Annotated in this window: 8 protein-coding genes; 1 reads left to right on the plus strand and 7 read right to left on the minus strand. The window is 65.1% G+C overall.

Annotated elements, in window-relative coordinates; translation table 11 throughout:
* Window positions 1-159: 159 nt before the first annotated feature.
* The 6 genes from LB556_RS04320 to LB556_RS04345 all read right to left on the minus strand — a co-directional run bounded on the left by LB556_RS04320 (window position 160) and on the right by LB556_RS04345 (window position 10,212).
* Window positions 160-1,053: a glycosyltransferase family 2 protein gene (locus LB556_RS04320; RefSeq protein ID WP_224564312.1), complete on the minus strand. Its 894-nt coding sequence runs from the start codon at window positions 1,051-1,053 to the stop codon at window positions 160-162.
* Window positions 1,050-1,988 (minus strand): glycosyltransferase family 2 protein, encoded by a 939-nt coding sequence (locus LB556_RS04325; protein ID WP_224564315.1) that lies wholly within the window; start codon window positions 1,986-1,988, stop codon window positions 1,050-1,052. The genes LB556_RS04320 and LB556_RS04325 overlap by 4 nt, the downstream gene beginning before the upstream one ends.
* Before the next feature lie 146 nt (window positions 1,989-2,134).
* Complete coding sequence (locus tag LB556_RS04330) at window positions 2,135-3,019, minus strand: transglutaminase domain-containing protein (RefSeq protein WP_224564318.1); 885 nt, start codon at window positions 3,017-3,019, stop codon at window positions 2,135-2,137.
* A 12-nt stretch (window positions 3,020-3,031) separates the two neighbouring features.
* Complete coding sequence (locus LB556_RS04335; RefSeq protein ID WP_224564333.1) at window positions 3,032-5,443, minus strand: circularly permuted type 2 ATP-grasp protein; 2,412 nt, start codon at window positions 5,441-5,443, stop codon at window positions 3,032-3,034.
* A 6-nt stretch (window positions 5,444-5,449) separates the two neighbouring features.
* On the minus strand, window positions 5,450-8,809 hold the full coding sequence (locus tag LB556_RS04340) for a DUF2126 domain-containing protein (protein ID WP_224564335.1): 3,360 nt from the start codon (window positions 8,807-8,809) through the stop codon (window positions 5,450-5,452).
* Between the two features lie 206 nt (window positions 8,810-9,015).
* Window positions 9,016-10,212, minus strand: coding sequence for an acyl-CoA dehydrogenase (locus LB556_RS04345; RefSeq protein ID WP_224564336.1), 1,197 nt, complete (start codon window positions 10,210-10,212; stop codon window positions 9,016-9,018).
* A gap of 103 nt (window positions 10,213-10,315) precedes the next feature.
* On the opposite strand from LB556_RS04345, the gene LB556_RS04350 reads away from it, so the two are divergent.
* Window positions 10,316-11,227, plus strand: a complete 912-nt coding sequence (locus LB556_RS04350; RefSeq protein ID WP_224564338.1) for a LysR family transcriptional regulator — start codon at window positions 10,316-10,318, stop codon at window positions 11,225-11,227.
* Here LB556_RS04350 and LB556_RS04355 read toward each other — a convergent pair whose 3' ends face one another.
* On the minus strand, window positions 11,228-13,552 hold the full coding sequence (locus tag LB556_RS04355) for a Tex family protein (RefSeq protein WP_224564340.1): 2,325 nt from the start codon (window positions 13,550-13,552) through the stop codon (window positions 11,228-11,230). It abuts the gene before it with no gap.
* Between the last annotated feature and the right edge of the window lie 39 nt (window positions 13,553-13,591).

Consider the following 13,591-nt stretch of genomic DNA (forward strand, 5'->3'; position numbering starts at 1 on the left):
ATCCTGCGCCTGGCGATCATCGAGAGCGATCCAGCCGTCGACCATAGGATCTAGATCGGCAATCAGATCAGCCACCAGATGCGCGTCGTAACGGTAGCTGAAGACCGCAATCTTCTCTGACGCGTCCAGACAATCTGCCGCGACGCCGGCGTCTTGGCTTCATATGGCTAGTGATTGATCGCTGGGCCGTCCAGTTGTCCTGGAACCATCGCGAGCGCCTAGATAGACGCCGATCGCCTTCGCAAATAACGCCAACGAGACGATTGGCATCGACCTCATGGCAAAAGCCAATTCCGGTCCCGAGAGGCCGATTCGCGCCAGCTTTCGAATATGCCGACGGTCCCGAAACGTGTCACGAGCAAGTCGAAAGGGCGTGGTTCTGGTTGTCCCCGCATAGTAGACACCGCTGCGAAAGCCGCGCCAGAACTGGTCGACAATCAACCCGCTCAGTCGCGTTTCGTTGCGATGGATCGTTTTCACCTCCGGCTCCCAGACAGGCGTGAGGTGCTTTGGCAGACGTCTTAGAAATTCCGTGTCCTCCGCGACCCGCATCGTGGCATCGAACAAGCCGTAGTTCTCAAACAGCCGGCGGTCGAAAGAGACGCCGTAGCGCAGCGCCAGTTCAGCGGGCAGGCCGGGAAGCCGGCGACCGAACAAGGCAAGGTACGCGGCACAGGCAAACAGGTTGCGGGGATGGCTGTTCGAAATTGCGCTCGAAACCGCGCGATCTCCCGCGGAGTGCCGGCGTATTCGAGCCTCCGCCCAGCCCGGACAGGCAAGGCAATCGTCCGCAAGGAACGCGACAAAAGGCGCTGTTGTGGCCGCAATCCCGATGTTGCGAGCCGCTCCGACGAAAACTTGCTGAGCAATTTCGATCACCGGCACATCGAGGCCAGCGTCGGACAGAAGCGACCTTGTATCTCCGCCGCCAGAGTTGACCACGACGATCTCAAGAGGCGCGTTCTGATCGATCAGTGATTTGACAGAACCGACAATACCTGCCGGTGCTCGGCAGCCAATCACGACGACCGCCAACTGCGGCTTGACTGTCACAGGGCACTTTGCAGCTGAATTCGCGGGGTCGACAGCCAGCGTCGCAAGGTAATCTTGAACCTGTAGCGCAAACAGCGCCAAACGTCCGACCGCCGCTTCGGTGCGGCCGCGGCCACCGCCAGGAAGCGCGCCGCGATGTCCAGGTCGCCACGCGCATAGTGGACGCGGGCAATCTTGAGGGCGACAAGACCCTCCCGGGTCTTGAGCGCTGCGATCGGAATGCCGCAGTCGGTGAGTGTGCGCAGTTGCCGGCGCCACTCCAGGAAGCGCCGCACCGGGTTGATCGCGAAACGATCGTCGGATCGTTCCGGCGAGACCTCATAGATCATCACGGGCTCCTGAACCATTGCCAACGATGCCTTGCTCATCAGCCGCGCCCAGAACAGCGTGTCCTCATCATAGGCAAGCCCCAGTGGAAGCCGCGTTTCCCCGATCAGGTGCCGGGCTGCCAGAACACTGCCCACGGCGACCGAACGTATATCGCCCTTCACATAAGCCGAAGCATTCGCCAGGCACGCCGCCTGATAGCCGTTCGGCACCTTGATCTGCCGATCCTGGCCATTCACCCGTCGCCGGTAGGCACCAACGATCATGTCGGCTTTCGGCCGGTTCTCCGCCTGCCGCAACAGCGCGCGCAGCCCGCCCCGAAGATGCAGGTCGTCGGCGTCGATCAGGTAAACCCAGGGATGGCGCGCTTCCGCCAGCGCCACGTTGCGGGCACCGCCGGCATCGCGGCAGGCAGCCGGCAGTACACGCAGCGGCAGAGACAGTTGGGCCGCCGCCCGTCGTGCTACATCAGCCGTATCGTCCGTCGATGCGTCGTCGACCACCAGGACCTCGCCGATGACCTCGGCCTCACTGGCGAGAGATGTCAGCGTCGTCGCAATGCTGGCCGCTGCGTTGTGGGCAGGAATGAGGACGCTGACCGCTTTCAAGTTACAAAACCCCGCACCTGCGTTGCAGCGCCAGACTATTGTCTCCTCAAGGCGAAAGCAGATTAACGGCCACATCGACGTTTGAGAAGCCACCTTAGCCACTCAGGATTGCGTGATGCGGTCTTTGCGCGCAAGTGAGCGCACCGTCAGGCCTTTTCGAGCGCGACCGGAATGACGTCGACAGCCTGCTCGCCAGCCTGTCCGCCAGTGGTCTTCAGCACGCCGACGATCGGCGCGACGTCGGAATAGTCGCGGCCAAAGCCGACAGTGATATGGTCGTTGCTGGCCCGCATGCCGTTGGTCGGGTCGAACTCCTGCCAGCCGGCGTCACGCCCGCACCAGACCTTGACCCAGGCATGCATGGCATCCGCACCTTCCAGCCGGGGCTTGCCCTTAGGCGGAATGGTACGCAGGAAACCGCTGACATAGCCGGCCGGAATGCCGAGTCCGCGCAGCCCGGCGATCATGATGTGCGAGAAATCCTGGCAGACGCCCCGCTTCAGCCGGAAGGCATCGCTGGCCCGGGTCCGCACCGTGGTCGCCTCGCCGTCATAGGTGAACTCTTGGTGGATCCGGTCGCACAGGTTCATCGCCGTCCCCGCGGCCGAGTTTCCGATGCTGTCATGCGCGAATGCGGTGATCGCCGCATCGATGCTCGCATGGCTGCTGGCGGCCAGGAAATGGTGCGGCGAGGCGGGCGCCAGGGACCGCACGGCGGCCAGTTCCCGCGTGAGGCGGCCGATATCGGGCGACACGTCGAGCCCGGCCTCGGGCCGCGACACCGAAATGCGCGCGCTCATTCTTATGTCGAGCGTATCATGCGCGTCGCGAAAGGCGATCGAGGTGACGTTGTTGCCGAAAAAGTCGGTGAAGTCGCATCGTTCATTGGGCGCCGGCTCAAAGGATAGTGAAGCTGCGATGACGCGTTGCACGCCACCAATGGTCGGCGGCAGCACCCGCACCTGATGTCGGCCGCCGCCGGCGGCGGCGGCGTAGTCGTAATGGAGCAGAAGCCGGATGTCGTACAGCATGGCCATTGCTTTCTAGCCGAAATAGGCCCTGGCGAGGCTGTTGTAGAGGCCGCCGATTTCCCCGGCGAGATCGTTCAGCGCCTTCGTCGTCATGTCAGCCGGCTCCTTGATGGCGATGGCCGTGTTGAGCTGCAGGATCTCCTTGGCCGCCGCCGACACGTGTCCCTCGCCGCCGGTCGCCGGCAACAGCCCTATCTCGGCCTTCAGCCTTTCCAATTGAAACAGGATCGAGCGTGGATTGAGGGGATCGAGCGCCAGGAGATCGATCACCGTGTGCCGGCCGGCCTGCACCGGATACTGCCGGCGATGGGTCATGACGCTGTCGCCGATCTCGAGCATCATGTCCAGCGCCCCTTCCGGCGCCTTGCTGCTGGTCAGTCGGGCCAGCGTGCTGGCGATCTGGATGCCGCGCTCCAGCCGCCGGCCGATCTCGAGGAAGCGCCAGCCGGCGAAACGGTACATGTTCTCGTGCAGCAGGCCGGAAAACCCGGCAAGCTTGCGCAGGATGACGGTCATGGCCCGCGTCGCGTCGTCGCCGGGCGCCACGGTGGTGGCGAACTGATGGATGGTCTTCGACAGATCCTTGAGCGCCAGCCAGCCATCCGGCGAGAAACGATCGCGGATCTGACCGGCGCTGTACACGGCGCTGTCGAGCGTGCCGATCAATCCTGGCGGGATCGCCGTCCCGACATCGATGCCGAACGGTTCGAGATGGTCCCTGACATCGGCAAGCAGCGGCATGTCAGGATCGGATGTTTCGGCGAGGCGCACATGATAGGCGCGCAGGATGCGTACGGTGTCTTCCGAGCGTTCGATGTAGCGGCCGAGCCAGGTCAGATTTTCCGCCGCGCGGCTGGGCAGGCTACCCGGCCTGGTGCGGCTGAAGCTGTCGCCCTCCTGCGGCAGCAGCGTCTCGCGCTCGACTGGTCTGTCGCTGACCACCCAGACATCGGCCGCCTGGCCGCCGCGCTGCATGGCGATCGCCGTCGGGTCGAGCGACAGGCCGACGCGGGCGAAACCGCCCGGCATCACCGTCCATCCCTCGGGCGTGCGCGCCAGATAGACGCGCAGGCTCGCCGGCCGGGGCTCCAGCCAGCCGCCGACATAGACGGGTGTCGTCGAAAGCGTCACCGCTTCCTGGCCGACAAAGGCCTCGCCGTCGCGTTCGATGCGCGCCACCAGCTCGGCGCGTTCCCCGGCCGACAGCGCCGAACCGAGCTTCGTCTGTCCGTCATCCTCGAAGGCAAGTCTTGTCGACAGCGCGGGGCCGACCACCATGCGGTCGATATTGGCGAGCACGTGCGCGCGCTCCGTCTCCTGCCCGCACCACCATGTCGCCACACTGGGCAAAAGCAGCTCCTCACCCCACAATTCGCGGGCGATCTTGGGCAGAAAGGCAAGCAGCGCACGCGTCTCCATCAGGCCCGATCCCAGCGCATTGACGGTGGAAACCGTGCCCTGCCGGATCGCTTCCACCAGTCCTGGAGTGCCGATCTGCGAATCCGGGCGCAGTTCGAGCGGATCGGCGAAGGCGGCATCGAGCCGCCGCCACAGCACGCCGATCGGCATCAGGCCCGACACGGTGCGCACCATCAGCCTGCCGCCGGAAACGGTCAGATCCTCGCCTTCGAGCAACATGATGCCGAGATAGCGGGCGATATAGGCGTGTTCGTAGTAGGTTTCGTTGAGCGGTCCCGGCGTCAGGATGGCGACGCGGCCATCGCTTTCCTTTGCCATGCCGATCAGTGCGTCGCGGAAGCGACGGAAGAAGCCGGCAAGCCGGTGCACATGCATCTCGCCATAGATGTCGGACAGCGCGCGCGTGGTGGCGACGCGGTTCTCCAGCGCGAAGCCCGCGCCCGAAGGCGCCTGCGTGCGGTCGCCCAGCACCCACCAGCGGCCGTCCGGGCCGCGGCCGAGTTCGAAGGCACAGAAATGCAGGAAATGCCCGCCGGCCGGTCTGGTGCCGACCACGGGCCGCAAATATTCAGGGCTCGCCGCGATCAGCCCTGCCGGCAGGATGCCTTTCTCGACCAGCCGGCTCCGTCCATGGATATCGGCGACAATTTCCTCGAGCAGGTCGGCGCGCTGCACCAAACCGGCGCTGATCACCTGCCACTCGCTGTCATCGATGAGCACGGGAATATGCGCCAGCGGCCATTCACGCTCGTTGGCTCCCGCCTTGTCATAGACGCGGTAGTAGACACCGGCATCGCGCAGATACTGGTCGGCGCGGGCGAAGCGCTGGCCGAGCTTTTCAGCCCCGAGTTCGTCCAGCGCTTCGACGAAATGCTTCCAGACCGGGCGGGGATTGCCCGACGCGTCGACCATCTCGTCGACGACGCCGTCGATCGGCTGGTAGTGCTCCAGCAGGCTGTGGGCCTGCGGTTTGCCGCGCACCCTTTTGTGATTCCCCTTTGCCATGTCGGATCACAGTCTTGGTGGGCGCCTAAGGTCAAGGGTCATCGGGAAATCTTCCGCCGGCTGCTCCTCGCGAAGCACATAGCCGGACGGCGTATGGCCGCGCGGTTCGAAGCGAGCGAGCCGCCGTGCCTCCGCTTCGTTGCCGTTGACCGGGAAAGTGTCGTAGTTGCGCCCACCGGGATGCGCGACATGGTAGACGCAGCCGCCGACCGCCCTGCCCGACCAGCGGTCGTATATGTCGAACACCAGCGGCGTGTTGACCGGCAACGCGGGATGCAGGCCCGAAGCCGGCTGCCAGGCCTTGAAGCGTACGCCCGCCACCGCGACCTCCCGGTTGTCCGTGACCTTCATCGGCACGATGCGCCCGTTGCAGACGATCGCATGACGCTCTGGATTGAGGCCTTCGGTCTTGACCTGCAGCCTCTCGACCGAGGAATCGACGAAGCGTACCGTGCCGCCGATCGCGCCCTGCTCGCCCATCACATGCCATGGCTCCAGCGCCTGCCTGAGCTCCAGCTTGATGCCGGCATGCTGGACTTCGCCGCAGAAGGGAAAGCGGAACTCGAGCTGGGCGTCGAACCATTCGGGACGGAACTCGAAACCATTGAGCTTGAGGTCGTCGAGCACGTCGAGAAAGTCCGCCCAGACGTAGTGCGGCAGCATGAAACGGTCATGCAGCGAGGTGCCCCAACGCACGAAACGGCCGTCGAGCGGGCTCTTCCACGCGCGTGCGATGATGGCGCGCACCAGCAATTGCTGCGCCAGCGACATTCGTGCATTGGGCGGCATCTCGAATCCGCGAAACTCCACCAGGCCCAGCCGACCGGTCGGGCCATCCGGCGAGAACAGCTTGTCGATGCAGATCTCCGAGCGATGCGTATTCCCGGTGACGTCGGTCAACAGATTGCGGAACAGGCGGTCGACCAGCCATGGCAGGGGTGGATTGCCCTGGTCGGGATGCGGCACCTGCGCCATCGCGATCTCAAGCTCGTACAGCGAATCGTGCCGCGCCTCGTCGAAGCGTGGCGCCTGGCTGGTCGGGCCGATGAACAGGCCTGAGAACAGATAGGACAGCGACGGATGCCGCTGCCATTGCAGCACCAGGCTCTTCAACAGATCGGGCCGGCGCAGGAACGGGCTGTCATTGGGCGTCGCGCCGCCGACGACCACATGGTTGCCGCCGCCGGTGCCGGTGTGGCGGCCATCGATCATGAACTTGTCGGCGCCAAGCCGCGTCTGCCGCGCCTCCTCATAGATCGCCGTCGTCGTCGCCACGCAATCCTGCCAGTTCGAGGCGGGATGAATGTTGACCTCGATGACGCCGGGATCGGGTGCGACGCGAATGACATTGAGGCGCGGATCATGCGGCGGGCCATAGCCCTCAATATGCACGGGAAGGCCAATCGCCTTTGCCGCGTTCTCGGCCGCCGCGACGAGCTCGAGATAATCCTCGAGCGCCTCGACCGGCGGCATGAAAACGCACAGCCTGCCGTCACGCGGTTCGACCGAAAGTGCCGTGCGCACCGCGCCGCCGATCTCGGTGATCTCCTGCTCGACCCGCTCCTGCTGGCCGGTCGCCGCCGTGAAGAACGCCGCCTGCTGGCGGCGGGCCATTTCGTCGGCACCTTCCAGTTCGGCCGGAGCGGCCGAAGGCAAGATCGCTTCCCGCGCGGCCAGCGGGCCACGCGGCAGCGACGGATCGACAGGCACGATGTAGGGAAACTGCGCCGGCGGCACGTAGGGCAGCGTTCCCAGCGGCAAACGGTAGCCGACCGGGGAATCGCCGGGCACCAGGAACAGCCGGCCGCGCCGCGTCTTCCATCTCTCCGAACGCCAGCGCGGCTCGGACGCCTGGCTGTTCCAGCGCTGCACCGGCAACACATAGCCGGATGGCTTGGTCAGCCCGCGCTCGAAGACACGCGCCATGCGGCTGCGTTCCTCCGGATCTTCGAGCTTCGAATTGGACGGATCGACATTGTCGGGCAACTTGCCTTCCTTGAGCAGCCATTCCGCTGGATCCTCATAGGCTTCGCTGACCATGGAGGTGTCGATGCCGAGTTCGCCGGCGATCGCCGTAAGCAGGCTTTCGGCCTGTTTAGGCCCGATATCGGCCGAGCTTTTTTCCCGCGCGATCAGCGACGGGTCGCTCCATACCGGCTGGCCGTCGGCGCGCCAGTAAAGCGAGAACGTCCAGCGCGGCAGGCTTTCACCGGGATACCATTTGCCCTGACCATAGTGGAGGAACCCGCCCGGCGCGAAGCGTTCCCGCAGTTTTCTGATCAGCGCATCGGCCTTTTCGCGCTTGGTCGGGCCGACGGCGGCGGTGTTCCATTCGGCGGATTCGAAATCGTCGATCGACACGAAGGTCGGCTCGCCGCCCATGGTCAGCCTGACATCCCCGTCATTCAACGCCGCGTCGACCTTGTTGCCGAGCGCATCGAGTGCCTGCCAGCTTTCATCCGAGAACGGCTTGGTGATGCGCGGATGCTCGGCGATGCGATCGACCCGCATCTCGAAGCCGAACTCGACATTGGCAAAGCTCGCCATGCCGGAGATCGGCGCCGCATTGCCGAAATGCGGCGTTGCGGCCAGCGGCACATGGCTTTCGCCGGTGAGCAGGCCGGAGGTCGGGTCGAAGCCGATCCATCCGGCACCGGGCAGATAGACCTCGCACCAGGCATGCAGGTCGGTGAAATCGACTGGTGTGCCGGCCGGCCCATCGAGCGCGACGAGATCGGGCTTGAGCTGGATCAGATAGCCCGAGACAAAGCGCGCGGCGATGCCGAGATTGCGCAGGATCTGCACCAGCAGCCAGCTCGAATCCCGGCACGAGCCCTTGCCGGCGGCGAGCGTTTCCTCAGGCGAGAAGACGCCGGTCTCCATGCGTACGATGTAGGCGATCTCGCGCTGCAGCCGCGCATTGAGATCGACGAGGAAATTGACCGTGTTGGGCGCGCTGCGCCCGACGGTCCTCAAAAATGCCGACAGCAACGGACCCGCCGGTTCAGGCGTGCGGTAGATGGCCAGATCGTCCCTGATTTCCTCGGGATAATCGAACGGGAATGTCTCGGCCGACGGTTCGACGAAGAAGTCGAACGGATTGTAGACCGTCATGTCGGCGACGAGGTCGACCTCGATCTTTAATTCCGTCACCGGCTCGGGGAAGACGAAACGGGCAAGGAAGTTGCCGTAGGGGTCCTGCTGCAGATTGACGAAGTGGTTCGCCGGCTCGACCTTGAGCGAATGACTCAACACCTTGGTGCGGGAATGCGGCGCCGGCTGCAGCCTGATCACCTGGGGACCGAGAACCACCGGCCGGTCGTATTTGTAGTGGGTCAGGTGGTAGACGGCTGCCAGAATTGCCATGGGACCCCGGAATTCAGCGTTTCAAACGAACACTAGACCCTGACACAGATAGCAGCCGATCTCCAAGCGGATGTTGCGGTGCACCCAATCGAACCCATTGTTTCGTCTCCCCGAGCAGGTCGAAGGCGGTCCTCAATCGCGCAGACTTTGTAGCAACGCGATCAGTAATCCATTCAGGTGCGAATTGCCTTGCGGCACTGCCTGGCTCAGAAGAACGCCTGTATCCCCGTCTGAGCGCGCCCCAGGATCAGCGCGTGCACGTCATGCGTGCCTTCGTAGGTGTTGACGGTCTCCAGATTTTGCGCATGACGCATGACGTGGTAGCCGATCTGGATGCCGTTGCCGCCATGCATGTCGCGGGCCTGGCGGGCGATGTCGAGCGCCTTGCCGCAATTGTTGCGCTTGACGATCGAGATCATTTCCGGCGCCATCTTGCCCTCGTCGAGCAGCCGACCGACGCGCAAGGATGCCTGCAGCCCAAGCGCGATCTCGGTCTGCATGTCGGCGAGCTTCTTCTGGTAGAGCTGCGTGCCGGCCAGCGGCTTGCCGAACTGCTTGCGGTCGAGGCCATACCGCCGAGCGCGCTGCCAGCAATCTTCCGCCGCGCCCATCGAGCCCCATGAGATGCCGTAGCGGGCCCGGTTGAGGCAACCGAACGGGCCGCCGAGGCCCTTGGCGTTGGGCAGCAACGCGTCCTCGCCGACCTCGACGCCTTCCATCACCACTTCACCGGTGATCGACGCCCGCAGCGACAGCTTGCCGCCGATCTTCGGCGCCGACAGCCCCTTCATGCCTTTCTCCAGCACGAAACCGCGGATCTCGTCCTTGCCGTTCTCGCCCTTCACCTTCGCCCAGACGACGAACACGTCGGCGACCGGCGCGTTGGAAATCCACATCTTGGAGCCGGTCAGCTTGTAGCCGCTGGCGGTCTTTTCCGCGCGCGTCTTCATGCCGCCGGGGTCGGAGCCGGCATCCGGCTCGGTCAGCCCGAAGCAGCCGATCCATTCGCCGCTGGCGAGCTTGGGCAGGTACTTCCTGCGCTGTTCATCCGAGCCATAGGCATGGATCGGATACATCACCAGCGACGACTGCACCGACATCATCGAGCGATAGCCGGAATCGACGCGTTCGACTTCCCGCGCGACCAGCCCGTAGGTGACATAGTTGGCGCCGAGGCCGCCGAACTCCTCGGGAATGGTGATGCCGAGCAGGCCGGCCTCGCCCATCTCGCGGAAGATCGCCGTGTCGAACGTCTCGTTGAGATAGGCCTCCTCGATGCGCGGCACGAGCTTGTCGGCGGCAAAGGCGGCCGCACCGTCGCGCACCATGCGTTCGTCTTCCGAAAGCTGGTCCTCGATCAGGAACGGGTCTTCCCAGACGAATGCATTCTTGTCGGCGGCCATGGCTTGTCGATCCTTGAGACAGGTGGAGCCCGGCTTATCGGCCCGTGGCCTGAAAAAATCAAACGAAATTGCTTCACCGATCAATGAGCGTTAGGAATGGATCATGAGTGTCCAGCGCCGCCTTCTGCCCAATATCAGTGCCCTTGCCGCCTTCGAGGCGGTGGCCCGACTCGGCTCCTTCACCGCCGCCGCGCAGGAGCTTGACCTAACCCAGGGCGCGGTCAGCCGGCAGATCAGGCTTCTGGAGGATCAGTTCGGCCGCCGACTGTTCGAGCGCGATAGCCGCAACGTCCGTTTGTCGACAGCGGGCGAAATCTACGCCGAGGCGGTGCGTTCAGCGCTTGGCCAATTGCGGGATGCGGCGCTCGGATTGATGAGCAATCGGCATAGCGGCATCCTAAACCTGGCTATTTTGCCGACCTTCGGCACGCGCTGGCTGATGCCGATGATCCCCGATTTCGCCGAGAGCAATCCCGACGTCACCATCAACTTCGTCACCCGCGTCGGCCGCTTCGACTTCGCCAGGGAGAGGCTCGATGCGGCCATCCACTACGGCCTGCCGGACTGGCCGGAAGCCGACTCGACGCTGCTGGTGCGTGAGACGGTGGCGCCGGTGGTGTCACCCGAATTCCTCGCCGGCCGCGCCATCGCCTCACCGGCCGATATCGGCCGCCTGCCGCTGCTGCACATGGCGACGCGCCCCGGCGCCTGGACGGAATGGTTCGAGCATCAGGGCCTGAGCGCACCGACCGGGCCCAGCATGCAGTTCGAGCAGTTCGGCACCGCCGCCCAGGCCTGCATGGCGGGGCTCGGCGTGGCGCTCCTGCCGCTGCTTCTCATCGAGGGCGAATTACAGCGCGGCCAGCTTGTGCCGGCGCCCGGCCAGCCGATGCAAAGCCGCAGCGCCTACTACCTCGTCGTTCCCCACGACAAGCGCGGCTATCCACCGGCTGCCAGTTTTCGAGACTGGCTGCTAAGCCAGCTTGAGAAGGAGCCGGCTGTTCTGGCGTGGTAGCTACTTCCGCTTCAGCGCGTCCGCCAGCGCCGCGCCGAATGCGCCTTGCTGGGCCGGCCGCTCCGGCTGGCGCTGCGGCGCCGGCGAGCGTGGCGCCGGCCTGCCGCCGCCATTGTCGCGCGGCCCGCCCTTCGACGCGCCGCCCTCGCCGGCATCCCTGCGCATGGAGAGCCCGATGCGCTTGCGCTTGATGTCGACATCGACGACACGCACCTTGACCACGTCGCCGGCCTTGACCACCTCATGCGCGTCCTTGATGAAACGATCGGCCAACTGCGAGACATGCACCAACCCGTCCTGGTGCACGCCGATATCGACGAAAGCGCCGAAGGCGGCGACGTTGGTGACGGTGCCTTCCAGCAGCATGCCGGGTTTCAGATCCTTGATGTCGTCGACGCCATCGGCGAAGGTCGCTGTCTTGAAGCCGGGACGCGGGTCGCGGCCGGGCTTTTCCAGCTCGGCGAGAATATCGCGCACCGTCGGCAGGCCGAAACGCTCGTCGACGAAGACGCGCGGGTCGAGCGCCTTGAGTGCAGCGCTGTCGCCCATCAGCGCACGCACATCGCGGCCACAGGCGGCGACGATCTTCTTGGCGACGCCATAGGCTTCCGGATGTACAGACGAGGCATCGAGCGGCTCGCTGCCATTGGCAATGCGCAGGAACCCGGCGGACTGTTCGAACGCGCGCGGCCCAAGCCGTGCCACCTTCAGCAGATCCTTGCGGCTGGCGAATGGGCCGCTCGCATCGCGATGCGCGACAATGGCTTCGGCGAGCGAGGCCCCAAGGCCCGAAACGCGCGCCAGCAACGGCGCCGAGGCGGTGTTGAGGTCGACGCCGACGGCGTTAACGGCGTCCTCGACAACAGCCTCCAGCGAGCGGCCGAGCCGGTACTGGTCGACATCGTGCTGGTACTGGCCGACGCCGATCGACTTCGGTTCGATCTTGACCAGTTCGGCCAGCGGATCCTGCAGCCGCCTCGCGATCGACACCGCGCCGCGCAACGACACGTCAAGGCCGGGGAATTCGGCCGCAGCGGCCGCCGAGGCCGAATAGACCGAGGCTCCTGCCTCGCTGACGATCACCTTGAGCGGCTTGGGGCCTGCCCCCGCGGACATGTCCGAAAGCATGTCCGCCACCAGCTTTTCGGTTTCGCGGCTGCCGGTGCCGTTGCCGATCGAAATCAGCTCCACCTTGTGCTGGCGGATCAGCGCGGCAAGTTCCGCCTGCGTGCCGCGCACATCGTTCCTGGGCGGAAACGGGTAGACCGTCGTCGTCGCCACCAGCTTTCCGGTGCCATCGACCACCGCGACCTTGACGCCAGTTCGGATGCCGGGATCGAGCCCCATGGTCGGCCGCGAGCCGGCGGGGGCCGCCAGCAGCAGATCCTTGAGGTTGCGGGCAAAGACATGGATCGCCTCTTCCTCGGCTCGCTCGCGCAGGTCGCGCATCAGATCGAGCGTCAGGTGCAGCGACAGTTTTATCCGCCAGGTCCAGCCGGCGACGTCCATCAGCCAGCGGTCGCCGGGCAAGCTGCCGCCGATGGCATAGGCATTGGCGATCATCCGCTCGACCGGTTTAACCGGCGAGGTGTCATCCGCGTCGACCTCGATGTCGAGCGACAGCACTTCCTCGTTGCGGCCGCGCAACATGGCCAGCGCGCGGTGGCTTGGCACATTTGCCCAGCGCTCGATATGGTCGAAATAGTCCGAGAATTTCGCACCGGCCTCCTGCTTGCCGTCGACCACCCTGGCGCGCAGGAAGGCGCGCTCCTTCATGTAGCCGCGCAGCTTGCCGACCAGATCGGCGTTTTCGGCGAACTGCTCCGACAGGATGTCGCGCGCGCCTTCGAGCGCCGCCTTCGCATCGGCGACCTCGGCGGTGACATAGGCGAGCGCGACTTCCGCGGGCACCAGCGAGCGATCGTTGAGAATGGCCTCGGCCAGCGGCCCCAGCCCGCGTTCCCTGGCAATGTCGGCCTTGGTGCGGCGCTTCGGCTTGTAAGGCAGGTAGATGTCTTCCAGCTCCGCCTTGGTGGCTGCCGCCGCGATCTTGGCTTCGAGGTCCTGCGTCAGCTTGCCCTGCTCGCGGATCGAGCCCAGGATGGTGTCGCGGCGGGCGTCGAGCTCGCGCAGATAGGCAAGACGCTCGGCAAGGTCGCGCAGTTGCGTGTCGTCCAGCCCGCCAGTCACCTCCTTGCGGTAGCGCGCCACGAAGGGCACCGTCGCGCCCTCGTCGAGCAGTCCGATCGCCGCGGCCGCCTGTTCGGGCCGCGCCTTGATCTCGGCCGCGATGATGGCTGCGATGCGCTTGATGTCGGATGCCATGTCGTTCCTGCCCTCGTCGAAAAGAGCGGCGACCATAGG

The organism is Mesorhizobium sp. ES1-4, assembly GCF_020164745.1.
In the GTDB taxonomy this organism is placed as follows: domain Bacteria; phylum Pseudomonadota; class Alphaproteobacteria; order Rhizobiales; family Rhizobiaceae; genus Mesorhizobium.

Bases quoted from the DNA above. Each gene is read 5' to 3' on its own strand.
- LB556_RS04335 (WP_224564333.1), bottom strand. From the start codon at position 5,443: ATGGCAAAGGGGAATCACAAAAGGGTGCGCGGCAAACCGCAGGCCCAC.
- LB556_RS04350 (WP_224564338.1), top strand. From the start codon at position 10,316: ATGAGTGTCCAGCGCCGCCTTCTGCCCAATATCAGTGCCCTTGCCGCC.
- LB556_RS04330 (WP_224564318.1), bottom strand. From the start codon at position 3,019: ATGCTGTACGACATCCGGCTTCTGCTCCATTACGACTACGCCGCCGCC.
- LB556_RS04345 (WP_224564336.1), bottom strand. From the start codon at position 10,212: ATGGCCGCCGACAAGAATGCATTCGTCTGGGAAGACCCGTTCCTGATC.
- LB556_RS04340 (WP_224564335.1), bottom strand. From the start codon at position 8,809: ATGGCAATTCTGGCAGCCGTCTACCACCTGACCCACTACAAATACGAC.
- LB556_RS04355 (WP_224564340.1), bottom strand. From the start codon at position 13,552: ATGGCATCCGACATCAAGCGCATCGCAGCCATCATCGCGGCCGAGATC.